Raw genomic sequence first — 19,911 nt, 5'->3', positions numbered from 1 at the left:
CGATACGAACACACCGTATCCACCCGTTGTCATTCTCGCGCCGGCCTCCCAGAGAAAATTGCTTTTTGGTTCCGCTGGCCTCGGGCTACCGTGTCGCTATGCGGGACAGCGCAGCGGACCCGACATCAAAAGCGCCGGCAGCCTCTCGCTCGCTGTCGCTCTACCGACCATGCTGGTCGCCGTCGCCAGGTTGAGCCGCGACGAAAGCTCCGCTGTCATCGGAGTGAACGAAGGCTTCCTCATCGCCATGGCAACCGGATCGATCACTGGCAACACCATCGGCAGTCTCGCCCTCGGGGTGGTGCCTTCCCTGGTGCTGATCCCGCTACTCGTGGTGCTACTTGTGCTGTCTTCGATCAAAGTCTGGAACCAAAAGTAAGCCGTCGAACTACCAGCTTTGATGGCCTCTGCGATTGACGAACTGATCCCGTGGCATCCCGGCAGGACTGTTGCCGTGGATTGGCCGCACTGCGGGACCTGCTTTCGTTGATTAGTTTTGAACGAATGGACTGGCCGACCGAGTGCTACAAGATGGCGAATACACTTGGATAGTTGTCCCGTCGAACGGTGGATCCTAAAAAACTGCTACATAGAAATCGGGGCGTTACAGATTCACCCAGAAAGGCCCAACCCCATGGGTTTCCCAGCTGCCACGACCGACGCCGTACACGTTGTCGATATGCAGGGCACCACGGTTTATGCCAGCGTTACATCCGCCGCGACCGTCGCCGATACCGCCTCGAGCCTCCGTGATGAATGGCACCGCACAGCGCCCAACTTCGTCCTGTCGAACATTGTCACAGCGACTTCGTCTTTGCGCGGATAGGCCCCGGCGCCAGGAACTTCCGATGCGCACAGCGCCCCCGGCGACCCGCGTCTCGGATCAACAAAACGCCTGTTCTGCTTTGACGCAACGTCATCGACTCGCCGACAGGTTCTGAATAATCGAGATTGGAATCAAAACCATGACACGCACAGAAAACGGAAAAGTTGCACTCGTTACTGGTGGTGGACAGGGAATCGGGCAGGCCATTGCTGAGCGTCTCCACGCTGACGGCTTCAGGGTAGCTATCGCCGACGTGAACGTTGAGACCGCAGACGCAGTTGCCGAATCCCTTGGGGGCAAGGACGGCGGAGCAATCGCAGTCCATGTCAATGTTTCCGACCGGGACAGCGTGTTCGCCGCGGTCGAGCAGACCGTGACTGAACTCGGAGGTTTCGATGTAATCGTCAACAACGCCGGCATCGCCCCGACATCTCCGATCGAGGAGATCACCCAGGAGAGCATCTCCAAAATATTCTCCATCAACTTCAACGGCGTGGTGTGGGGCATCCAGGCAGCCACAAAGGCGTTTAGGGAGCTCGGGCACGGTGGAAAGATTATTAGCGCCGCGTCCCAGGCCGGTCACGTCGGCAACCCCGGCATTGCGTTGTACTCAGCCACAAAGTTTGCCATTCGTGGGCTGTCTCAGACAGCCGCCAGGGACCTCGCCCAATTCGGCATCACAGTCAACACCTTCGCGCCTGGCATTGTAAAAACGCCCCTCATGGAGGAGCTGGCGAAAAAAGTAGCAGCTGACGCCGGCAAAGCGGAAGAGTGGGGCTGGGAACAGTTCACAAAGGGCATCGCCCTTGACCGCCTATCCGAAGCGTCCGAGGTCGCGGGTGTCGTTTCGTTCCTCTCCGGCTCCGACTCCGACTACATCACCGGACAGTCGATTCTTGTCGACGGCGGAATGGTCTTCAACTAAGCAACATTTGAGCCTGTCTCGGCCCGGGCATGCTGTAGTGCGGAAAGCTGGAGGCAGCCGCCTGACAAGAATGGTTCAAACTCACCCGGTATATCCGGCGCTGCGTATGGCAGCGCCGGATTTTTCTCCACCACAGACGAGGCCTTATGGGTTCGAACAGTGGCAAACTACCTCTGCGCCGATTGAGGGTGACCTCCTGCCCGTTTTGTCATGTTGAACTTAAGGACCCGGAGTTCAGTGTTGCCAACCAACCAAGATTTTTGACCCAGTCTTGACCATGGCAGGTGCCGCAGTCTGACGCCCGAGTGGGGGTGTACTGCACATTGACACGGGACTCAGAGTCTGAGCTGGTTTGCCGGTCCAGGAACCCGCTAGCGGCTGAGGCCGCCGCGCTCACGCTGCAGACCAGCAGCCTCGTTGTTGTTGCGGGCCTTGGGCTGCTTGCCCGGCTTGGTCGCCACGGCCGCGCTGGCGTGGGTGCCGTTTTCTCGATCGGCAACGAGGCGAACCTCCTGCAGCTGGGGGTCGACGCTCGACTTTTCCATGTCGGCCGCGAACGACTCGCGGCGCCCTGCGCTGTCGTACGCGTTCGCGGCGTCGTCGCGAGTGACGTCTGACTTGCCGGTCAGTTCCTCCCGCGACAGCCCCTCCGCCGGCTCATCGTTGGTGTTCCCGGCGCGCTCCTGGTCGCGGTGGCGTTCTTCGGCCTTGCGGTCCAGCTGGTCAGCTACCGTGAGCAGCGATGCCGCTTCGGCGTAGTCCTTGCCGCTCTCGCCTCGACTCTCCGCGGCAGCGCTGCGGTTCTGCTGAGCACGGGTTAGTGCCTCTCGCACTGCGGTGGGTTCGGCGTCTAGGTTGTTCACGTCGATGCCGTACCGGCCGCGCAGTTCCTCGCGCATGCGATCGGACGTACGCGCAATGTCGGGATCCGCGGTGCGCCATGCGTCGGCAGTCTCGTAAGCCGTGGCAATGTCGTCGACCCCGGCGGTGTTCCACCACTCTTGCTGCTGCACGGGGGCCAGGCTGGCTCGTGCTGCGTTCCGCTCCGCATCGAACCGAACCTGCAGTTCCTTGGTCTGTTGCTCGGTTCGCGCCTGGGCGTTTCTGGCGAGCTCCTCACGGAGCCGGGCGAAACGCTCGGCCATCTGCGTGGCCACGGTCAGAGCAACCCGCATCTGCCCGTCGAACGCGTCGCCGATGCCGTCTGATTCTTCGGCCATTGTGATGCCCCCTGGTTATCTCTCGTGACCGTCGCGCTCGTTCGGCGTGACGGTGGTCTGTGGCTTGTGGGACTCGATTGGAGTCGGAACGGGCGTGCCCGTTCCGGGGACGACCTGGCCGCGCTGTGCGGCCTGGACGATCTTCGCTAGCTCCGGGTCAAGGTCTTGGGCCGGCGTCGGCATAGCACTGCCGGGCTGTCCGGTTTCGGTGCGCACGATGGCTGGCAGACGGTCGCGTACCTGCGAGTATTGTTCCCGCAACGTGCGGTCGAGCTGCGATGCGCGCTGGGCTTCACCGATGGCGGTGTGCATGTCCATGACCGCTTTGACGGTCGATGCGAGCTGGCGCAGCATGATCGCCTCGGCCATCGTTCCCTGGCCCTGGGTCGATGCCTGCAGCAGCATCATCGTGGCCCCGGCGACCGACACCCGGCCGGCGGCCTTCGGCTTGGATTCGTGGGCGCGGATCTGCGCTGTTCGGGACAGGTCCCGTGCAGTTTGGGCCAGCGGTCCGGGAGTAGCCTCGACGCGCTGTGACCACGCCGCGAATGCCCCGGCGGTGTCGCGGGCCAGGTGCGCCCAACCGGCGCGGTCCTCGAACGGAATCTCTCGCATCTGCACGCGGAGCTGCTTGATTTCGTCGGTGTACTGCTTCCACAGTTTCGGGTCCGGTGTCGTCTCTTCCCGGCCCGGAGCGACCGGCCGGTACTGCCACGGGTTCTTGCTCGTGGCCCTCCACTCGTCCACTGCACCCTGTGCGCTCTGGGGGCTGTCCGGCCATCCCTCGCGCATGCGCGGCAAAGTCAGGTCGCGGGCGAGTCGGCCGCCGCCGTACCAAACCGGCTGCGCGCCCTTCTCCGGTCGCAATGCAACGGAGTAGCCGGCCACAACGTCGTCGCGTCCAGCGGCGAAGCGGGGCCGCACGAGGGCTCCCCCGCGGCGGATGCGGCGTACAAACTCGCCCTCGTCGAGGGAGGCTACCGATGCTGAGCGCACGATGCGTTCCAGCTTGTGGGCCTCAACCTCAGTGCCGGTGCGCTGTGCCCGGGCCTGCTCGGCGGGCTTGATCCCGCGTTCACCGATGCCGCGTTCCCGCGACTCCAATTGTTCTAGGCCGTAGTCGCGTTCCAGGTCACGGCAGATGCCCTGAGCGCGCTTGAAGTCGTTGTGCGTCGGTGCCTTGGTGCCGTCCTCGCGGACTAGCGAGACAGCGATGTGCACGTGGTCGTTGCCGTTCGTCGAGAGGCCGTGGCGCACGGCAACCCATCGGCAGTCGGCCTTGCCGCTGGCTTCGGTGAAGCCCATTCGATCCATGAAGTCTTGTGAGATGGCGCCCCACTTCTCGTCCGAGAGCTGCCCTTCTTCGGCGCGCAGCGACAGCGAGCAATGCCAGACGTCGGCGGCGACTCGCGTCGTGATCGACTCACCGGTGTCTGGATCAGTGATGCGCGCCTGGCGCGTGACCTCCACTCCGAGTTTCACCCGCGGTTCGTCCAGGTCCTTTGCGATGGCCAGGGCCGTATCGCGGTCGAGTACTCCGTACCCGTGCATGGTGACGACGGCCGAGTTTCCGCCGACGAGGTGCTGTTCTTCGTGCTCGTTCGACTTGCCGGCGCCGGCCAGGTAGACCATGAGCCCACCCATTTGGCCGCCGCGGGTGATGTTGGGCATCATGAGTCGGCCAACGTGTCTATCGCGGCTGAAAGGCGAGGGACGATCGCGCGGTATTCCGCAATGATCGACTCGGCCTCAATGGGGAACTGGCTCTCGGTGTTCGCGAACTTGGCGAGCTGGTTGGCGTTGTTCGCGACGCTGGCCAGCAGCTTACGAACGGCGAACAACTCGACGATTGCCAGCTTGCGGTCCGTCGACGTCTGCACCTGAGAATCCATGGCCGACTCGAACAACAACCGCGGCACAGTGACATCTCGAAGAGCGGCACGGGTCTGCAGCTGAATGTCCTCAGCGTCGGAGACGTAGACGCTGTAGTGCTTCTTCCTGGGGGTGTCCGCATTCTTACGGCGCTTCCGGCCGAACAGGCGACCTTCATTCGTGTCACTCATGTTCACCCACTCCCCTTGGCCCAGCGCAGCGAACCCCCGAACTTCGGGGGGACCATACGACAAGTATGCCGAATCTGACGCCCCGCGTCCAGAATCAAAGCGAGTTACCACCGGTAACTCTATAGCTTGCTCCAAAAAGGTTTCACCTCATCGGCGCGAAAGCGAGGCTGAGGGTGAACTAGGGCAAGTGCTCGCACTTGCCGAGCCGGGAAGGCTATTCCCCCGCTACTGTCGACTGTATGAGCAATGCAAATGTGACTAACGACGAAGTGGCCGTGCGTGCACGCGCCTTGATTGAAGCCGATGTGTCGGCCCGTGTGAATGCGGTTGTGGCCATAGCTGAGGCGGCGAAGCAGAACGACGCGGCAGATGCTCGACTCAAGCAGGCGATCAAGGATGCGGAGGTGGCTCTGAAAGAGTCCAGCAACGCACACGCTGCGGCGTGGAAGGCCGCCCTGAGTGCTGGCTGGGCTGAGAAGGAATTGCGCGCCACGGGCGTCCGCGCACCCGGCACCTCGACCCCTAAGGCGCGAAAGCGCCGCACTGCGCCAGCCGTGACGGACGCACCTAGCGAGTGACAATCTCGTAGGACAAAGCGACACAGTAGGCCCCGCCAGAGCGTGCAGCTCGGCGGGGCTTTGTCGTACCCTCCGAAGTTTCGCTTTAACCAAGAAGTGCTCTGCAGTGGAACGGGTTGCACTCCGCTCCCACGGGAGTAAAGGGTGCTGCGCAGATTCCTACGGAATCCGACCTCCGGTCGCCCTTGACACCCGCTCCGCTGCATACAACGGGCTCAGGTACCAGCAGATGGCAAGCCATCGGCTGATAGCCGATAAATCGAAATAGTTCAGGCCACCTGTGATCTGACGTCGATGGACTTCCGGACTGAGAGGGGAACAACCGTGAATGACTCACTGACCGTTTACACGCTGCCGGGGTGCATGCAATGCGACCTGACCAAGCGAGTACTTGACGGGACGGGGCTGCCGTACATCGTGGTCGACCTCGCCACGAACGCGCACGCGGTCGACGCTGTGAAACAGCTCGGCTACGCGTCCGCACCGGTCGTCGTAGTCGGCGCCGCGAGCTGGTCGGGATTCCGCCCCGACAGGATCAAAGCCGTGGCCACGGCACGGGCCACCGTGCCGGCCAGCTCGACCGATGAGCTGGGGACCGGCTCGTGGGAGTAGCCAAGAGCCGGCCGCCGGTCGCGGAGCCAAAGCGACGCGCACTTACGCCCGCAGAAACCGCGGAGCGGCTGCGACTAAGCAGCCGGGATCTGGCACGACTCAGGCACCGCGGCGAGGGGCCGGCCTTCGTCGCTCTGTCGCGCAAGACCGTGCGCTACCTGCGGTCAAGCGTCGACGAATGGGAGGCCCGACACACCGCCTGGGACGGCGACCGTCCCGCGTAGGTCACCGGCCGACGTCCTGGCTCCGGTCCTGCTCGGGGCTCTCGGCGCGATGCCGGGGCCCGGCCGGCGCGGCGTGCTTCCCCGGCGCGCGAATCTCTGTCGCGCTCGTCGGGTAGCTGCGTGCGTTCAAGTCAACGATGCGCTGCAGCTCGGGAGCCAGCGCGGCAGAGGCCGGCTCGACCACGGGCAGCACCAACTTTGCGTGCAGCTCGTCGATCGTCGCCGGCGGCGTCTCCCCCGCGTAGATTGCTCGCGCGCGTTCCTCAGCGAAATACCCCTCCGCCGCACCTGGTCGCGGGGTGTCCTCCATCGGCTCGTAGAGCCGTCCGTCATCGGTATAGGTCACCCCGTCGACCTCGACGTAAGTGACGCCGTCGATATGGTCATCAAGCATCTGGTTGAACTTGCGATCTTGCTCGCTCGCGCGAAACTCATCCGCGAGCATCCCGCCCGCGATGGCGTCGAACCCGCCATCGTTACTGGCTGCTGCGTCGGTCATCGGGGCTCCTTGGAATCGTGCGTGTCAGGGTCGCCCGCGAGGGCGCGGCGCACGCTCGATGCCCCGACCTGCAAGGTTTGAGCGATGGTCGCCCAGGTCGCTTTCTCGGCGCGCATGCGCCGAGCGACCGCGACGCGTTCGGCAGTCATCACGCTTGGTCGGCCACCGAGCCGGCCGCGGGCCTTCGCGGACGCGAGGCCGGCGCGGGTGCGGTCGGAGATGATGCGGCCATTCATCTGCGCGAACGCGGCACAGATGTGGAAGAACAACTCACCGCCGGGAATGGTGGTGTCGAACGGTTCCGTGAGCGATTTGAACTCCACGCCGCGCTCCCCCAGGTCAGCGAGTATCGTCACGACGTCAGTCATCGACCGGCCCAGCCGGTCCGTGCTGTAGACCAGCAAAGTGTCGCCACGGCGCAGGAACTTCATACAGTCGGCTAGGCCAGGGCGGGCCGCATTCTTGCCCGTCAACTTGTCCGAGTAGATGGACTCCGCACCCGCCGTTCTTAGCGCGTCGCTTTGCGAATTCAAGTTCTGGTCTTGTGTCGACATTCGGGTATAGCCGACGACACTCATAGGCCGGCCGTCAGCTCAGGGAAGCTCATCTCCCACACCTCTCGGACGGGATCAGGGAGGGTCAACCGCGGCCAGATCCTGATGAGCAGATCACGGTTAAGCGCCTCGATGTGAGCCGCGGCAGCTGAGTGGGAAATGACCTCCTGGTAGGCAGCGACCACGTTCACGTCGAACGTTAGATCGACGGCGAATTCCTTCATGATGTTGGCTGACACATCGATGGTGGGCTCCAGTACGACCGCCATCTCTGCAGATACCCACATAAGGCCCGTCGCTGGCCCTCGGAGCCAACTGAGACTGTCGGGAGCGGTCTGGCCCTCGGCACGGCGCCGGCGCCGCAAATCTTCGTCGCCCAACGCTTCCTCGTCTAGTTCGAAATCTCGAGAAAGCACTGACCTACCTCCCATATCCCTGATCGTTGCCGCGCCCTTGGCCCCGCGCCTGGTAACCCCGACCCTCCGCCGGGCTTGCCTCGCCCGGCCGGCCAATCGCCGTTGCGCTCGTCGGAAAATTCCGCTTGTTCACGTCAATGATCCGCTGTAGCTCCGGTGATAGAACCATTGCTTGGGCTGACGCCGACTCTGGGCCTTCGTGACTGATTGACCGTGACTCCAGTGCCTTCGATAGGACGGCCTCGAGCCGGTCAGTCTTCGTGGTTGCCTGGTTATAAAACCGAGCAGCCACAAACTCATCGCGCAGCGGCGACCCCATTTTGAACGCCTCAGTGTCGAGCTTGTAGCCGGCATTGTCCGCCAGCTGCGAGAAGAATACGAACTGTGCTCGGGTGTTCCCCTCACGGAACGAGTGGATAGTGTTCAGCTCTCCCCAATGCTCAGCCATGTGGCTGATGAACTGATCCTGCGGCATCCCGACCAGGTGATTCTCGCGGCCGAGATTTCGGTACTGGTCCTGTGCCGCAGCGGTGATCGCCGGCGACGGGTAGTAGCCGTACGCGACAGTTGGGGCAGCCGGATCCCCGGGCTGAAAGTTGACCACGTCTGGGCCAGCCTTCGTCATCTTGCCCAACGGCCCCACCCGCTCCTGCCCGGCCCAGTCGTAGACGTCCTGGAACACGTGCCGGTGAATCGCCTTCATATGGTCGTAGTCGAATGTTGGCGGTATCGGTTTATTGGCCAGTTGGTCGAGCCGGATTGAAGCGGCCGCCTCTTCTTTCGCACCGAGCTTGGCGGCGTCAGTCTCGTTGAACTTGTTTCTTAAGACAGTCGTGCCCGGGATGAAGTAGTCATCCCAGGCACGAAACTTCGCTGCCACCCCTAGCGGGCGTCGATGTGAGCGACAGCCGCGGCGATGGCGGCTTCTGCGGTGATATCGCCGCGGATCGCACGCCGCCGCAGTTCGCGCAGCTCCGGGTCCGTTACCTCGTGGCCAGCAGCACCCAGAGCGGCATCAGAAAAACTCATTCGACGCTCGACTTCGGCCGCGTCAACCGCAGGTACGGGGCGTGCGTGCAGGATCGTCATACTGGCTCCAAACTCATTAAGTCAATTCTACCAGAACTGCTCAAAAACCTCTAGAGAGAAGTTTCGGCAGATTTGATTTCGGCGACGACTTTTGAACAAGAACGACTGTGACTGTTAACACTCTGTGGCGGCGTTTTGTGATCGCTTTGCTGCGCTAAGCGCCCATGACGAGGATGCTGACGGCGGCTTCGATGACGTCGTCGGTGATGACTTCGAGTTGGTTAATCTTAAGGACAGTGCCGGCATCGAATTAGACCCCCTGGGCGCTCCCCCAAAATGCAAGCAGTGCCTAGTACCGATGGTGGACTCCGAGACCCCGGCTAGCCCGTTCTGGCGGCGTCCCCCTTGTGACCTGGTGCGCCTGCTCTAGCTCTCGATCGGCCCACAGGGTGGACGGATAATGTGGAGATGAATTGGGGCCTGGCACACCGCCCACGGGACGCGGCCGAGTCAACGCCGGCCACCATCAAAGCACCGTACGCTGGGCTGCAGTCGAGCAACTGCGAGCGGCAATCCCCGCGGATCACCTGGCGCTGTATCCCGCTCAATCCTGCCCCGCATGGGGGCTCCCATCGAACAACTCCGCCCCGGATAATCTCTTTCCGTAGCCGTCACTATAGGCGGCACTAATCGGGGGATTCATGACCAAACACTTGCGTATTCGCGGGACGATTGGAATCGTTGCGACCTGTGCATTGTCCGCCTCGCTGTTGATGGCTGGCGGCGGTGCTGCGTTTGCTGGTGAGCCTGCTGTCAACGTGATTGACGCCCTCGGGAATGTCTCACCGTCAACGCTGGAAGACGTGGCCAGCATCTCAACGACTGATTCGGGCCAGCTTGCGATAGACGCAGAGCTGCCCTCGACCCTGATATCGGTCCCGGTCGACCCGGCGGCGGGAATCGTGGCTCAATCTCCTCACTCAGACGTCTCTTTCACGATCGGGCTCCCTTTCTCGGGCGAGGCGTCCAGTGCTGAAGTGGAGGCAGAGGGAATTGTGTCCTACGACAACCAGAACGGCTCTGTCACCGTTCCGGTCGTTAAAGCCGATGGTTCGGTCCAAATCAACACCATCATCTCCAACTCAGCTGCACCCACCCGCTTTGACTATCCCCTCTCCCTCCCTGAGGGGGCAACGATCGAGGAAGACGGTTCCGGTGGATTCGTCATCAGCGACGCCACGCAGGTCATCGCCGTGATCGCAGCCCCCTGGGCCAAGGACGCCAATGGGGCGGACGTTGCGACCCGTTACGAGCTATCCGGCACCACTCTCACACAGGTCGTTGACCACAGTGTGGGTGGAGTCGCCTACCCCGTGGTGGCCGACCCCAAGGCCACGGCGCTGTGGTGGGGAATCGCGATAAAGCTAACAAAGGCGGAGTCGAAGAGTCTCGCCAACCAGGTCAACGCCTCGTACAACGCGGCCGCGGGTACAATTTGCATCTGGGTTCCCAATAACCTGGCCAAAGCCGCATGCGTCATCGCTGTAACCATTCGACTCGCAACTTGGCAGGCTCCGATTAGACAAGCGGCAGCCGAGGGCAGGTGCGTTCAAATCAACTACCCCTATGGAAGTGGGCCCGTCCTGTGGAACGTCACAAAGGTAAGCTGCTGACCTCAATAATCTGGGCCGCCGGAATCGCAGGAGCTTCCTTCTTCCTGTACTGGACACTGACGGGAGCCCCCGCAGGTGAAGTACTGATCGGCTCCCTCGTCCTTTTCGTCGGAATCGTTCTTGCCGACTTCATCCGTACACGGAACACCGTCAAGTCAGTGCACAAGGATTCCAACCCGAAGCCCTGAGCCGCGAGCTAGCTCGACCGAGTGCCCCGCCAGCCTGTCTGGCGGAGCACTTCTTCGGTACCGCAGCTTCAGCTGGATCTCATTGTGCGCGGCTGCAACCGAGTGCGGTGTACACGCGCAACACGGGATTCGAGCTTCCGCGTCCGTGTCTCGCCCCCCCATGGCTTTTGATACACATCGTTTAAGAAACACATGACTATTGGACAGCGCGCGCTGTCCACCCTGGTGGCGCCTTTGGCCGCGGCCGCATCGCGTGGGGCTGATGCAACGCGGCCGGGCTAGTGTTCGGTCCAGCAGGCGAGGATGGTCGTAGCTATTTCGTAGGAGAATGCGGTGCGGGTTATGCCATGCGGCCCGATTTTATCCGTCAGTTTTCTGGCGTCCACTTGTAGCGTCATGTTGTCTTTGAGGAAGACGACCACGCCGTCTGCGGTTTCGTACGCGGGAAATCCGAGATTCGCGAGTCCTTCAATGGGTTGGACTGAGGCAAGGTTTCCTTTCATCGTGTCGAAGTAGCTACGGGCAGACGCTGCGTCCGAGGATTCCTGCACCGAGATTACGAATTCTCCATCAGTCAGATGGTAAATGCAGGTGTATTGACGGTTGATCCAGCTGTCGACGGAGTGCGGCGGGGCGGCGAGGGCCAGCGCACGCGTGATGTTGTCGCGTGTTTCGGTGCCACAAATCATCTGTGATGCTGCGGACGGCCCTGCCGCCGCGCTGCCTGCCGAGCTCGACTGCGGAATCGGGGAGGCCGAGGTGCCTGGCAGGGACATTCCGGGTGCCATTGCGTTCTCGGCGCCGGAGGAGGACGTGGCGCAGCCAGCCAGCAAAGCTGTGGAGGCCACCACGATCGCAAGCAGCCCGTCGCGTCTGTTGATCTGGTTCTTTGTTCTGCTAGGCCGCATGGCTGGACACCAGGCTGGCGTAGACAACAACGTTGTCTGGGTACGTCCGGGTGGTTTCGTTGAACTCGCCACCGCAGGTGATCAGCCGTAGTCCCGCGTGGTCTGTGTTGCCGTAAACGGTGAACTGCGGAAAGTTGTCCTTCGGATATTTTTCCACTCCATCGACCACGAATACAGCCACTGTTGCATCGGCTCGAGTAACCAAAATCTCATCGCCGGGACGCATATCGCCGAGTCGGTAGAACACCGCGCGCCCCTGCACTCTGGAATCGACGTGACCCAAGATGACCGAGGGTCCGATCGCGCCAGGGGTGGGCGAACCGGTGTACCAGCCGGCAGGAGAAGCTTCGTCCAACGACGGCGTCTGCACCGTGCCGTCCGGGTTCTGTCCCAATTGCATCAGGTCAGAGTCCACGTCGATTGCGGGGATGTTGATCTGGGTGGGCTCGGAGGCGGTCATGATCGGGCCGACAACCGGGGCAACCTGCGGAGTCGGCGGCACGGGGATGGGCTCCGGCGAGGGCGTAACGGAGATGGGCTTCTGAGCGGGGGCCGCCACGGCAGCCGAGGCTGGTGGTCGTGGAGGAGGGGGGTTGCCCCACAGGGCGAAACCGATCGCCGTGCAGCCGACGGCGATAAACAGAACCGCCGCCGCGGTAGCCAGACGGCTACCGCGACGACGCTTTTCAGCCGGAATAGTCACCGGGGGTCGAACCGATCTCAGCCGCGTGCGGCGAGACGTCGACGAACGATCACAGCGCCACCGGCCGCGGTCAGGGCCCCGGCACCGAGGGCGAGAAGGCCAATGTCGGCACCGTTTGAAGTGCTGCCACCGCCGGTCTGCACGCCACCGATAGGCATGTTCGATTGCGACGCACTCAGGGCGCCGCACAAGGCCGGTGACGTTGCTGCCAGGGGCAGACTCGGAACCAAATCGCTTGGCGCGTCCTGTGCTGCTTGCGACAACGTGGCCGGGTCTAGACCGTGGACCACCACAACAGCCGTGCCTGCCTCCAGTGAAGCCGCAGTGGCAGCATCCAACGTGAAGGTGCGGTTGTAAGTGAAGCTTGCACCCATCCCGGCAACCGTCAGATCAGTTCCGGCCGCCGGACTCGTGTCACCGCTGGTGGACAACGTCGTGCCGATCTCTCCGTAGGACGGCTGACCTTCGGTCGTGCTGATCACACCATCTCCGTCGGTGTCAGCTGCCGTGGTGGGGCATACTCCCTGCGCTCCGATGTGGATGTGCTGCACGTGCGGATACGGCTTACCATCGAAGGTCTCGGCCAGTCCGCTGACGGTCTCGGTAACTGTTGCTTGGTCACCGGAAACCTGGATGGAAATCGTACCGCTGCCATTACTTCCGTTAATCGAATCGAGCGTTCCCTGATAGGACGCATCGCCTGTGGCCGCAACGGCGGGGCCACTCGTCAATACGGCCACGCCCAAAGCCAACGCTGGCACAAACAACAGTGCTGCTTTCTTATTCATCAAAATCCCTTACTAGGAGGTAGTTTCGAAAACATACTCGGAGCGAAAAAATGAACGGGTATTCTGCCGCCGATCCTTTGCGCGAACAGCCTTTTTGTCAAGAGCTACTGGGCGTTCGTCAGCCGAACCGCTAGTCTGCAAGCCCTGCATGCACAGCGATCGGCGCGGCTTCCCAACTTCATAACGGATAAAGGGGAGCTCCTTGGAACGGAGCACTTTGGTTGGAGACCGGCCATCGGGACCGTGTTTCAGGGTGCCGGCTGGCAGCGCTGCCGGGTGCATTTCATGCGCAACGTCCTCGCCGTGATCCCGAAAGGATCCCAGGACATGGTCGCCTCCATCATCCGCACCCTCTTCGCCCAGCCCGACCGGGAGCACATCGAGAAGCAGTTCCGCGAGGTGACCACCATGCTCGCCAGCTCAAACCCGAAGGTCGCCGCGATGCTCGTCGACGCGCAACCCGACCTACTCGCCTTCGCCGCGTTCCCCAGGCGACACTGGCGCCAGATCTGGTCCACAAACCCGCTCGAAAGGGTGAACAAGGAGATCAAACGCCGCACCGACGTCGTCGGCGTCTTCCCCAACGCCGCAGCCCTGCTGCGCCTGGCGGGGTCGGTGCTGATCGAGCAGCACGACGAGTGGGAAGCCGGCGAAAGACGCTACTTCTCCGAAGCACCCATGCTCGAGCTGGCCACCATGAACAACCCCATTGAGGTCATCGACGAGGCGGTGATCCTCCCAGAACTCGCCGCCGCCTAAGCTAGAAGAACTGACCCGCACGGTGTTGAGAAACTCCACCACTCAGCGGGACGTGACCCCGAGTTGTTCGAGCATGCCCTGTTCGTCGCTGCTGCCCCACCGCTCGACGAGTTTCCCGTTCTCGAACCGGCTGATTTGCACGCCACGAACAGACATCGTTTTCCCGCTAGCGGAGTGGCTCATGAGAGGGCCTTGGTGGGTGCCGGTGAGGGTGTAGGCGAACGCGACGTCAGTATCGTTTGCGACGAGGCGCTCGACTTCGATGTGCAGGTCGGGGAAAGCGGCAATCATCTTGCCATAGAACGCTTTGTAACCTGCCGGGCCAGGGCCTTGGCCAGGGGCAGGGGCGTTGTCGACTGCGTCTTCGGCCACGAGGTCGTCGAGAAGGTCAAGTTCTCCACTGTTTACGGCGTCACCAAACTTCTGCTGGGCCGCGATATTCACTTTTTGACTCATGTGCTTACTCTCTTCTCTGGACACACCATGGATGGGATTGGGGTGACCATACCGCCGTTGACGTTCAACGTTTCGCCGACGACAAGGCGGACTCTGCCACGCGAGCCCGCTGGAGAACTTGTTGATCTCTCTATGGTGCTGGCGTAGTCGACGCGGTCAAGAGCAGGAACAGGCACGTATGCCTCAAGGACGCGGTATTGCCAATCGTGGAACGCGGTGCGGGAGAACGGCTTTGATGCCCAGAAAATGGCAACACGTTGGCTGTGAACCGAGACCAATGACGACGGACGCGTCCGAGCGCACTCCCCTACAAAAGAAATGAGTGACCGCAGATGTCCTCTTACCCGCAGCAGCAGATCATCTATCAGCAGGTCGTCAGGCCGCCCACCAACGGCATGGCCATAACCTCACTTGTTCTCGGCATAGTCGCCATCGTTACTGGGATCTGGATACCGATCCCGATCCTCGGGCTGTTCATGATGTTTTTGGCCTTCCTGCCCGCAGTGCTCGCCGTGATCTTCGGCCACGTTGGATTCCGAACCGCAACCCGCCTCGGCGGCATCGGACGCGACGCCTCACTCACAGGGCTCATTCCGGGGTACGTCACGCTCGGTATCTCCGTGATCACGACAGTCCTATGGATAGCCACCGCAGCGGCAGCATCAACATCAACATCAAGCCAATAGCTCCCGGGCCGGCCCGCCCTTACCCCGACGCTGTCTTATGTCGGCAACGAGTTTCGAGCACATCGACTCGGCGGAATCCTGCGGGAATCTGATCAGCATCCCGACCTGCTTCAAAACGATCGTTTTCGAGCCGCAGCGCGCGGCTAGGTCGCCGCCCACAAAGGTGTCAGAACTGTTGTCCAAGAAACTGCCCGGAATCAAGACCTAGAAAAGGGTTCTGAAATGAACAGGGGTTTTTACACCGTTTTCGGTCATTGCTGAAACTTGACCACGATCGTTCTCGCGGGGCTACTTGTGGGACCAAACCTTGATGGACGACAGCAGTAAAAGCAGCACGAGTAAGGGGATGAGTACGAGGGTCGGAATTACGCCGAGCAACAGGCCCCCGAGCAGCGTCCCCGCGATGGACCCCACTGTCATGGCGATGAGGAATGGAACGTTCTGCCGGATGACGGCGAAGTTCGCATCTCGACTGAATCGCGCGAATGCGACAAGCATCGTCGGGAGCGAGACGGCGAGGGAGAGGCTTCCTGCAATCTTGATGTCAGTGCCGAAAAGCAGAACGATTGTCGGTATCAGGAGCTCGCCACCAGCAACCCCCATGAGCGCTGCAACAACACCAATGATGACGCCGGCGACGACACCCGCAATGGTGCGCGATACCGGGGCGATGTTCAACGGTTCCACGGCGAAGAAGTGCGTCACGAACAACAGGATCGCGATGAGCACTAGTAGAACGGCAATAACCCGGTAAAGAGGGCGAGGCGATCTTCGTAGCCCAGTGCGCACCGATCCACGCTCCGACCAGGCTTCCGACAAGTAGGTTCAGGACGATGTAGAGGTATGGGGCCAGGTCGTCTAAAGGGACCGCGCTCAGTCGAGCGGGAATCGCTGTGATTACGACGACTAGGCTCATGAGCTTGTTCATGATGATCGCCTGCAGCGCAGCGAAGCCGAAGAGGCCTATGAGCAGCGGCAGTCGGAATTCGGCGCCGCCAAGTCCGATCATTCCGCCCAAGATGCCGATGGCAGCGCCGGCCGCGAACGCCAGCGGCCAGGTCCGGTTCGGTGCGGGGTGAAGTGCCGAAGCGGCGGCCGAGGAACCAGTCATAGAACCGAAAGTATCAGCCGTGGGAGCGCTCGGAGGTCGGTCTGTCGCCGGCCGGGTACTGCTCCATTTATGAGATGCAGTCTGACAGGTCTCGGTCCCAGATGCGCAGAAAGCTCGGCCGGCAGGAACGCTTGCTAGGTCGATTGAGGTCACTCGATCCAGCGCTTGGCGGTGTCTGTCGCTACGCTCGGGCCATGTCTTCCGAGTCTCAATCCCGAAACGACCGCTTCCGTGACCGAATCCGCCGCCGTGTCGGCCCGGGCGTCACCCTGGACCGGGCCCGGAGCCGCACATCCGCTTACGTCTACGGCAACATTCTTGTACTTACCGCCGTTGCGGGTGTCGACTCGGCGGACATCCTCAATTGGACCGCTCTCATCGTGGTCGCCGGAACAACGATCACAACTTTCTTGGCCCACATCCTCGCCCAGGCAATCGGTCAACATCTTGGTCGTACCGACGTGGAGACGCAGTTGCACGTCAGGGACGAGGTTCGTGACTCATTGCCGATTGCAAGCTCGGGAAGCGTTCCGGCACTAATGATGTTCCTCGGTGCAATGACGATCGTCCCACCGCTTTGGGCCCAGCTGATCGCGGCATTGATCATTGTGGTTCGGTTGGCGTTTTTAGGGATCCTGGTGGAGAGAATGACAGCCCGCAAGTCAACGCTCGGTGTTCTCTGGTCTGGTGTCGTGCTCGCCGGATTGAGCTTAATCATCGTCGGCGCGAAGATCCTCCTTACGCACTGACTCGTTGGCACCATTTCCACATGAACATCCTCTATCACCCGTCGGCCTTGGCGGCGTACAAGAAACCATCAATTCCGCTGTCCAAAATCCCCACGGCAGCTCAGCCCGAGCGAGGGGTGTTTCGGGCTTCGCTTTTGTTCAGGCCTGCGGTGACGCTACGGCGCAGTTCGGGGTTCTGTAGCCAGTGGGACTGCTGTTGGCCGTATTGACGCTCTTGGTGGTCGCCAGCCATAGTTGCCAGATGAGTTCTTTTTCGCTTGCACGCGGCCGGCTCGTTATCGACGTCTGCTTTCGACTCTAATGGGCCTCCTGTCTGACACGGAGCCTGTGGATCCGTTCTATCAAGTGGGCGGCACCGACTTGGTAGGCGAGCATGGTGACGTCATCCGTGTGCGCACGATGTCGGGACCGGCCGCGTTGGAGTCCGCCGCTGGGTGCGAGCTTGTGATCTATCAGTCCACGCGCGTGTCTGATGGGGCGCCGATTGGTGTTTCGGGAATCATTGCAATCCCCCGGGGAGACCCGCCAGCGGGTGGTTGGCCGGTCGTGAGTTGGTCGCACGGGACCGTCGGTGTCGCAGATCGCGGTGCTCCTTCGCTGGACTCGGAAGAGCTGGCTGACATTGGTGACCCGACCGACCCGCCTATGACTATTCACCGCAAGATCAATGCGGCTCCTCATGGGCTGTTGAACGAGTTCCTCAACCGGGGCTGGGTTGTCGTGATGACCGACTATGAGGGGCTGGGCACTCGCGGCCCGCACCCTTACCTCTTCGGGACCTCGGAAGCGCGCGGAGTTTTGGACATCGTCCGAGCAGCTCGCGCCCTTCACAACCGGGACAGCGCGCCTGGACAAGAAACAATCTCTCTACGTTTCGTGATCGTCGGTCACTCGCAAGGCGGGCAGGCTGCGCTATTCGCCGCGCATCTCGCCCCAACCTGGACCGCGGAGCTCACACTTCTCGGAGTCGCCGCGATCGCGCCAGCGTCTGCACAAGAGCGCCTTCTCTTTTTGTCTCTGTTGCCAGCCGCGCCCGACCTGGCGTTCTTACCGCTCGCCATCGCCGGTGCTCTTGCCAGTGACCCTGGCCTGGCTACTGAGCTGGAACAAAAAGTCTTCACGCCGCTCGGGCTTCAGCTCTTCAAAGACACAATTGACGTGCAAACCCGAGTCGAGTTGAGTGAGCCCGATTCCTGGGCTGCGTTACCTGGGCGCAAGTACTTCCGCGTTCTCTCCCGCAAACCAAGGCTGACAGCCGCACTGAGACGGATGCACCCAGATCTAGAAATTCAGGTACCCATCCGGATATCCCAGGCTGTCAACGATCGTCGAGTGTCAGCGGCTGCGACCAAAAGACTATGGAAGCAGCTCAAGCGAAGAAACCGAACCATCACGGTCGAGTGGGTCGAGTACGACAAAGTTACACCAGCGGTCCCGGCCAGTCTCGGCGATCACTTCGGAATCCTGACCAGCGATGTTGTGCCGCTCGCCGATTGGCTGGAGCGTAAATTCGCCACCACTAACTGAACGGATGGAATGGCGCATCCACTCTGTGCATGCGCTAGCTTTAGCACACGCTGTGGGGGGATCCCTTGTCGCGAATTTTCCAGGGAACTGAGGGCATCATGACCAAGCTCATCGCAGTAACCCGCCTCGCGGCCGTCACGCTTGGGGTCGTGGCCATCATCGCGACCTTCGCTGACACCGCCACCAGGGCGACCATCAACCCATTCAACTTCTTCGGGTTCTTCACCATGCAAAGCAACATCATTTGGCTCATAGTGATCGCAATCACGGGAATCGTCGTACTGCGTGGAAAGAAACAAACAAGTTTGCTCCTCCTCGCCCGCGGCTGTGCAACGGCATACATGATTCTCGTCGGAGTTATTTACAACGCACTTCTCGCTGGCCAAGAAGGCGGCGTCGCCCTCGAGTGGGCAAACAATGTCCTTCACATCATCCTCCCCATCTACGCCGTGCTCGACTGGATCCTCTTCGCCGACCGCCCGCCGCTGGCCTGGAAGCGCCTCTGGGTCTCGCTCATCTACCCGATGGTGTGGGTAGTCGTCGTGCTCATCCGGGGAGCCACCGATGGGTGGGTTCCTTATCCCTTCTTCAATCCCGCGACCGGATACGGTTCAGTGTTCGCCTACGTGCTGGCTATTGCAGTGCTGACTGTCATCACCGCCGCAGTCGTTTGGGCTCTCAGCCGATTGAAGCTTGTGAAACTTGAGGCCAAAGGCGATGCCCTGAGACAGGTCCGTCGATAGCTCGACTGTTTTATCTCAGGACATCTCTGAAAGTTCTGAATGGGGCGCAGGCCTCCATCACGACCGCGAACAGCGCCTGGTCGGCCCGGCGGTGCCGCTCGAGCAGCGCCGGGAAGAACGAGCCGGCGCGCAGCTTGGTTCCTCCCCGTCGGGGAGGAGCTGCGTTCGGCGTGCTGGTATTCGCTCATCGACGCGGGCGCACACGGGGGCATCGGAACAACCTTGCAGATCAGCACGACGTTGTTCCCGACCCAGATTTCTTGCGACGTGGGGCCTGGACCATCCGCTGTTGTCCTCTCCGGGTCTGAGGCGACCGCATTGAGCGCTGTGATTTTGCTCTTCATGTTCCACGCCCTCGTTGGCGTGTGGCTGATGGTGGATCGCGGACGGACGAAGGTGGGACCAGGATCGCCAGCCCTACGAGCAGATACGGATGCAAAGCGCAGACCCGGTACAAGCCGCACAGCTGGCCCTAGGAAGTGTCTCGTAACGCTACGGATGCGAGACAGGTGCAGATGCGAGACAAGTTACCTACCACGCGCCGCGCGAACGAAAGATCTCCTGCGTCTCGTATCCCATGGGCGGCTTCAAGGGGTCGTAGCAACACCGTATGAGTGAGGTGTTGTTGATGGCGTCGAGAGTGGTGTTGAAGGATCGCGAGAACTTGTTCTGGG

23 protein-coding genes and 3 pseudogenes are annotated in these 19,911 nt (G+C 61.5%); 11 read left to right on the top strand and 15 right to left on the bottom strand.

Features of this window, described 5'->3' with window-relative positions:
- Positions 1-169: 169 nt before the first annotated feature.
- Both E3O42_RS10190 and E3O42_RS10185 read left to right on the top strand, forming a co-directional pair.
- Positions 170-379: a hypothetical protein gene (locus tag E3O42_RS10190; RefSeq protein ID WP_134453843.1), complete on the top strand. Its 210-nt coding sequence runs from the start codon at positions 170-172 to the stop codon at positions 377-379.
- A gap of 586 nt (positions 380-965) precedes the next feature.
- Positions 966-1,751 carry a (S)-acetoin forming diacetyl reductase gene (locus tag E3O42_RS10185; RefSeq protein WP_134453842.1) on the top strand — a complete coding sequence of 262 codons (786 nt, stop codon included), beginning with the start codon at positions 966-968 and terminating at the stop codon, positions 1,749-1,751.
- 371 nt (positions 1,752-2,122) lie between these two features.
- Here E3O42_RS10185 and E3O42_RS10180 read toward each other — a convergent pair whose 3' ends face one another.
- Genes E3O42_RS10180 through E3O42_RS10170 form a run of 3 tightly spaced genes read right to left on the bottom strand, consistent with a single transcriptional unit; the run spans position 2,123 to position 5,034 of the window.
- Positions 2,123-2,971, bottom strand: coding sequence for a hypothetical protein (locus E3O42_RS10180; protein ID WP_134453841.1), 849 nt, complete (start codon positions 2,969-2,971; stop codon positions 2,123-2,125).
- A 15-nt stretch (positions 2,972-2,986) separates the two neighbouring features.
- Complete coding sequence (locus tag E3O42_RS10175) at positions 2,987-4,645, bottom strand: relaxase/mobilization nuclease domain-containing protein (protein ID WP_134453840.1); 1,659 nt, start codon at positions 4,643-4,645, stop codon at positions 2,987-2,989.
- On the bottom strand, positions 4,642-5,034 hold the full coding sequence (locus E3O42_RS10170; RefSeq protein ID WP_134453839.1) for a plasmid mobilization protein: 393 nt from the start codon (positions 5,032-5,034) through the stop codon (positions 4,642-4,644). The genes E3O42_RS10175 and E3O42_RS10170 overlap by 4 nt, the downstream gene beginning before the upstream one ends.
- Positions 5,035-5,273: 239 nt before the next feature.
- Here E3O42_RS10170 and E3O42_RS10165 point away from each other — a divergent pair, with 239 nt between their 5' ends.
- From E3O42_RS10165 to E3O42_RS18960, 3 genes are all read left to right on the top strand, one after another.
- Complete coding sequence (locus tag E3O42_RS10165) at positions 5,274-5,612, top strand: hypothetical protein (RefSeq protein WP_134453838.1); 339 nt, start codon at positions 5,274-5,276, stop codon at positions 5,610-5,612.
- Positions 5,613-5,936: 324 nt separating this feature from the next.
- Positions 5,937-6,224, top strand: coding sequence for a glutaredoxin domain-containing protein (locus tag E3O42_RS10160; RefSeq protein ID WP_338144947.1), 288 nt, complete (start codon positions 5,937-5,939; stop codon positions 6,222-6,224).
- Complete coding sequence (locus E3O42_RS18960) at positions 6,215-6,448, top strand: helix-turn-helix transcriptional regulator (RefSeq protein ID WP_134453836.1); 234 nt, start codon at positions 6,215-6,217, stop codon at positions 6,446-6,448. Before E3O42_RS10160 ends, E3O42_RS18960 begins: the two co-directional genes overlap by 10 nt.
- Before the next feature lies 1 nt (position 6,449).
- Here E3O42_RS18960 and E3O42_RS10150 read toward each other — a convergent pair whose 3' ends face one another.
- The 5 genes from E3O42_RS10150 to E3O42_RS10130 form a co-directional block, all read right to left on the bottom strand.
- Positions 6,450-6,947 carry a hypothetical protein gene (locus E3O42_RS10150; RefSeq protein ID WP_134453835.1) on the bottom strand — a complete coding sequence of 166 codons (498 nt, stop codon included), beginning with the start codon at positions 6,945-6,947 and terminating at the stop codon, positions 6,450-6,452.
- Complete coding sequence (locus tag E3O42_RS10145; protein ID WP_134453834.1) at positions 6,944-7,525, bottom strand: recombinase family protein; 582 nt, start codon at positions 7,523-7,525, stop codon at positions 6,944-6,946. The genes E3O42_RS10150 and E3O42_RS10145 overlap by 4 nt, the downstream gene beginning before the upstream one ends.
- Positions 7,522-7,770, bottom strand: a complete 249-nt coding sequence (locus E3O42_RS10140; protein WP_134453833.1) for a hypothetical protein — start codon at positions 7,768-7,770, stop codon at positions 7,522-7,524. Before E3O42_RS10140 ends, E3O42_RS10145 begins: the two co-directional genes overlap by 4 nt.
- 151 nt (positions 7,771-7,921) lie before the next feature.
- Positions 7,922-8,797 (bottom strand): Fic/DOC family protein, encoded by an 876-nt coding sequence (locus E3O42_RS10135; protein ID WP_134453832.1) that lies wholly within the window; start codon positions 8,795-8,797, stop codon positions 7,922-7,924.
- A gap of 2 nt (positions 8,798-8,799) precedes the next feature.
- Positions 8,800-9,006 carry a hypothetical protein gene (locus tag E3O42_RS10130; RefSeq protein ID WP_134453831.1) on the bottom strand — a complete coding sequence of 69 codons (207 nt, stop codon included), beginning with the start codon at positions 9,004-9,006 and terminating at the stop codon, positions 8,800-8,802.
- Positions 9,007-9,764: 758 nt separating this feature from the next.
- On the opposite strand from E3O42_RS10130, the gene E3O42_RS10120 reads away from it, so the two are divergent.
- Positions 9,765-10,619 (top strand): hypothetical protein, encoded by an 855-nt coding sequence (locus E3O42_RS10120; protein WP_134453830.1) that lies wholly within the window; start codon positions 9,765-9,767, stop codon positions 10,617-10,619.
- Between the two features lie 466 nt (positions 10,620-11,085).
- Here the strand turns inward: E3O42_RS10120 and E3O42_RS10115 are convergent, their stop codons facing one another.
- The 3 genes from E3O42_RS10115 to E3O42_RS10105 all read right to left on the bottom strand — a co-directional run bounded on the left by E3O42_RS10115 (position 11,086) and on the right by E3O42_RS10105 (position 13,206).
- Positions 11,086-11,715, bottom strand: coding sequence for a hypothetical protein (locus E3O42_RS10115; protein ID WP_134453829.1), 630 nt, complete (start codon positions 11,713-11,715; stop codon positions 11,086-11,088).
- Positions 11,705-12,175 (bottom strand): class F sortase, encoded by a 471-nt coding sequence (locus tag E3O42_RS10110; protein WP_198414109.1) that lies wholly within the window; start codon positions 12,173-12,175, stop codon positions 11,705-11,707. Before E3O42_RS10110 ends, E3O42_RS10115 begins: the two co-directional genes overlap by 11 nt.
- Positions 12,176-12,435: 260 nt before the next feature.
- Positions 12,436-13,206, bottom strand: coding sequence for a hypothetical protein (locus tag E3O42_RS10105; RefSeq protein ID WP_134453827.1), 771 nt, complete (start codon positions 13,204-13,206; stop codon positions 12,436-12,438).
- A 219-nt stretch (positions 13,207-13,425) separates the two neighbouring features.
- On the opposite strand from E3O42_RS10105, the pseudogene E3O42_RS10100 reads away from it, so the two are divergent.
- Positions 13,426-13,965, top strand: a pseudogene (locus E3O42_RS10100) (transposase); the annotation flags it as partial.
- A gap of 42 nt (positions 13,966-14,007) precedes the next feature.
- On the opposite strand, the gene E3O42_RS10095 reads toward E3O42_RS10100, so the two are convergent.
- On the bottom strand, positions 14,008-14,421 hold the full coding sequence (locus E3O42_RS10095; RefSeq protein ID WP_134453825.1) for an ester cyclase: 414 nt from the start codon (positions 14,419-14,421) through the stop codon (positions 14,008-14,010).
- A gap of 332 nt (positions 14,422-14,753) precedes the next feature.
- On the opposite strand from E3O42_RS10095, the gene E3O42_RS10090 reads away from it, so the two are divergent.
- Entirely contained in the window at positions 14,754-15,107 is a 354-nt protein-coding gene (locus E3O42_RS10090; protein WP_174844252.1) for a hypothetical protein, read from the top strand.
- 288 nt (positions 15,108-15,395) lie between these two features.
- Here E3O42_RS10090 and E3O42_RS18520 read toward each other — a convergent pair whose 3' ends face one another.
- Positions 15,396-15,836, bottom strand: a complete 441-nt coding sequence (locus E3O42_RS18520; protein ID WP_338144946.1) for a TSUP family transporter — start codon at positions 15,834-15,836, stop codon at positions 15,396-15,398.
- A 91-nt stretch (positions 15,837-15,927) separates the two neighbouring features.
- A pseudogene (locus E3O42_RS18955) lies at positions 15,928-16,218 on the bottom strand (hypothetical protein); the annotation flags it as partial.
- Positions 16,219-16,412: 194 nt separating this feature from the next.
- On the opposite strand from E3O42_RS18955, the gene E3O42_RS10080 reads away from it, so the two are divergent.
- From E3O42_RS10080 to E3O42_RS10070, 3 genes are all read left to right on the top strand, one after another.
- Complete coding sequence (locus E3O42_RS10080) at positions 16,413-16,967, top strand: hypothetical protein (RefSeq protein WP_134453824.1); 555 nt, start codon at positions 16,413-16,415, stop codon at positions 16,965-16,967.
- Between the two features lie 327 nt (positions 16,968-17,294).
- Positions 17,295-18,494 (top strand): alpha/beta fold hydrolase, encoded by a 1,200-nt coding sequence (locus tag E3O42_RS10075; RefSeq protein WP_166787954.1) that lies wholly within the window; start codon positions 17,295-17,297, stop codon positions 18,492-18,494.
- A gap of 98 nt (positions 18,495-18,592) precedes the next feature.
- On the top strand, positions 18,593-19,237 hold the full coding sequence (locus E3O42_RS10070; protein ID WP_134453822.1) for a Pr6Pr family membrane protein: 645 nt from the start codon (positions 18,593-18,595) through the stop codon (positions 19,235-19,237).
- A 49-nt stretch (positions 19,238-19,286) separates the two neighbouring features.
- Here the strand turns inward: E3O42_RS10070 and E3O42_RS10065 are convergent.
- Positions 19,287-19,373, bottom strand: a pseudogene (locus E3O42_RS10065) (transposase); the annotation flags it as partial.
- Positions 19,374-19,911 lie beyond the last annotated feature (538 nt).

The sequence above is a fragment of the Cryobacterium adonitolivorans genome (assembly GCF_004402695.1).
In the GTDB taxonomy this organism is placed as follows: domain Bacteria; phylum Actinomycetota; class Actinomycetes; order Actinomycetales; family Microbacteriaceae; genus Cryobacterium; species Cryobacterium adonitolivorans.
Note: the sequence above shows the minus strand (reverse complement) of the source record. Positions and strands in the feature narration are given on the sequence as shown.

Coding starts and splice junctions, on each gene's coding strand:
- E3O42_RS10090 (WP_174844252.1), top strand. CDS start 14,754: ATGTCCTCTTACCCGCAGCAGCAGATCATCTATCAGCAGGTCGTCAGG.
- E3O42_RS10080 (WP_134453824.1), top strand. CDS start 16,413: ATGTCTTCCGAGTCTCAATCCCGAAACGACCGCTTCCGTGACCGAATC.
- E3O42_RS10070 (WP_134453822.1), top strand. CDS start 18,593: ATGACCAAGCTCATCGCAGTAACCCGCCTCGCGGCCGTCACGCTTGGG.
- E3O42_RS10105 (WP_134453827.1), bottom strand. CDS start 13,206: ATGAATAAGAAAGCAGCACTGTTGTTTGTGCCAGCGTTGGCTTTGGGC.
- E3O42_RS10180 (WP_134453841.1), bottom strand. CDS start 2,971: ATGGCCGAAGAATCAGACGGCATCGGCGACGCGTTCGACGGGCAGATG.
- E3O42_RS10165 (WP_134453838.1), top strand. CDS start 5,274: ATGAGCAATGCAAATGTGACTAACGACGAAGTGGCCGTGCGTGCACGC.
- E3O42_RS10170 (WP_134453839.1), bottom strand. CDS start 5,034: ATGAGTGACACGAATGAAGGTCGCCTGTTCGGCCGGAAGCGCCGTAAG.
- E3O42_RS10175 (WP_134453840.1), bottom strand. CDS start 4,645: ATGATGCCCAACATCACCCGCGGCGGCCAAATGGGTGGGCTCATGGTC.
- E3O42_RS10150 (WP_134453835.1), bottom strand. CDS start 6,947: ATGACCGACGCAGCAGCCAGTAACGATGGCGGGTTCGACGCCATCGCG.
- E3O42_RS10185 (WP_134453842.1), top strand. CDS start 966: ATGACACGCACAGAAAACGGAAAAGTTGCACTCGTTACTGGTGGTGGA.
- E3O42_RS10095 (WP_134453825.1), bottom strand. CDS start 14,421: ATGAGTCAAAAAGTGAATATCGCGGCCCAGCAGAAGTTTGGTGACGCC.
- E3O42_RS10115 (WP_134453829.1), bottom strand. CDS start 11,715: ATGCGGCCTAGCAGAACAAAGAACCAGATCAACAGACGCGACGGGCTG.
- E3O42_RS10140 (WP_134453833.1), bottom strand. CDS start 7,770: ATGGCGGTCGTACTGGAGCCCACCATCGATGTGTCAGCCAACATCATG.
- E3O42_RS10145 (WP_134453834.1), bottom strand. CDS start 7,525: ATGAGTGTCGTCGGCTATACCCGAATGTCGACACAAGACCAGAACTTG.
- E3O42_RS10110 (WP_198414109.1), bottom strand. CDS start 12,175: ATGACCGCCTCCGAGCCCACCCAGATCAACATCCCCGCAATCGACGTG.
- E3O42_RS10130 (WP_134453831.1), bottom strand. CDS start 9,006: ATGACGATCCTGCACGCACGCCCCGTACCTGCGGTTGACGCGGCCGAA.
- E3O42_RS10190 (WP_134453843.1), top strand. CDS start 170: ATGCTGGTCGCCGTCGCCAGGTTGAGCCGCGACGAAAGCTCCGCTGTC.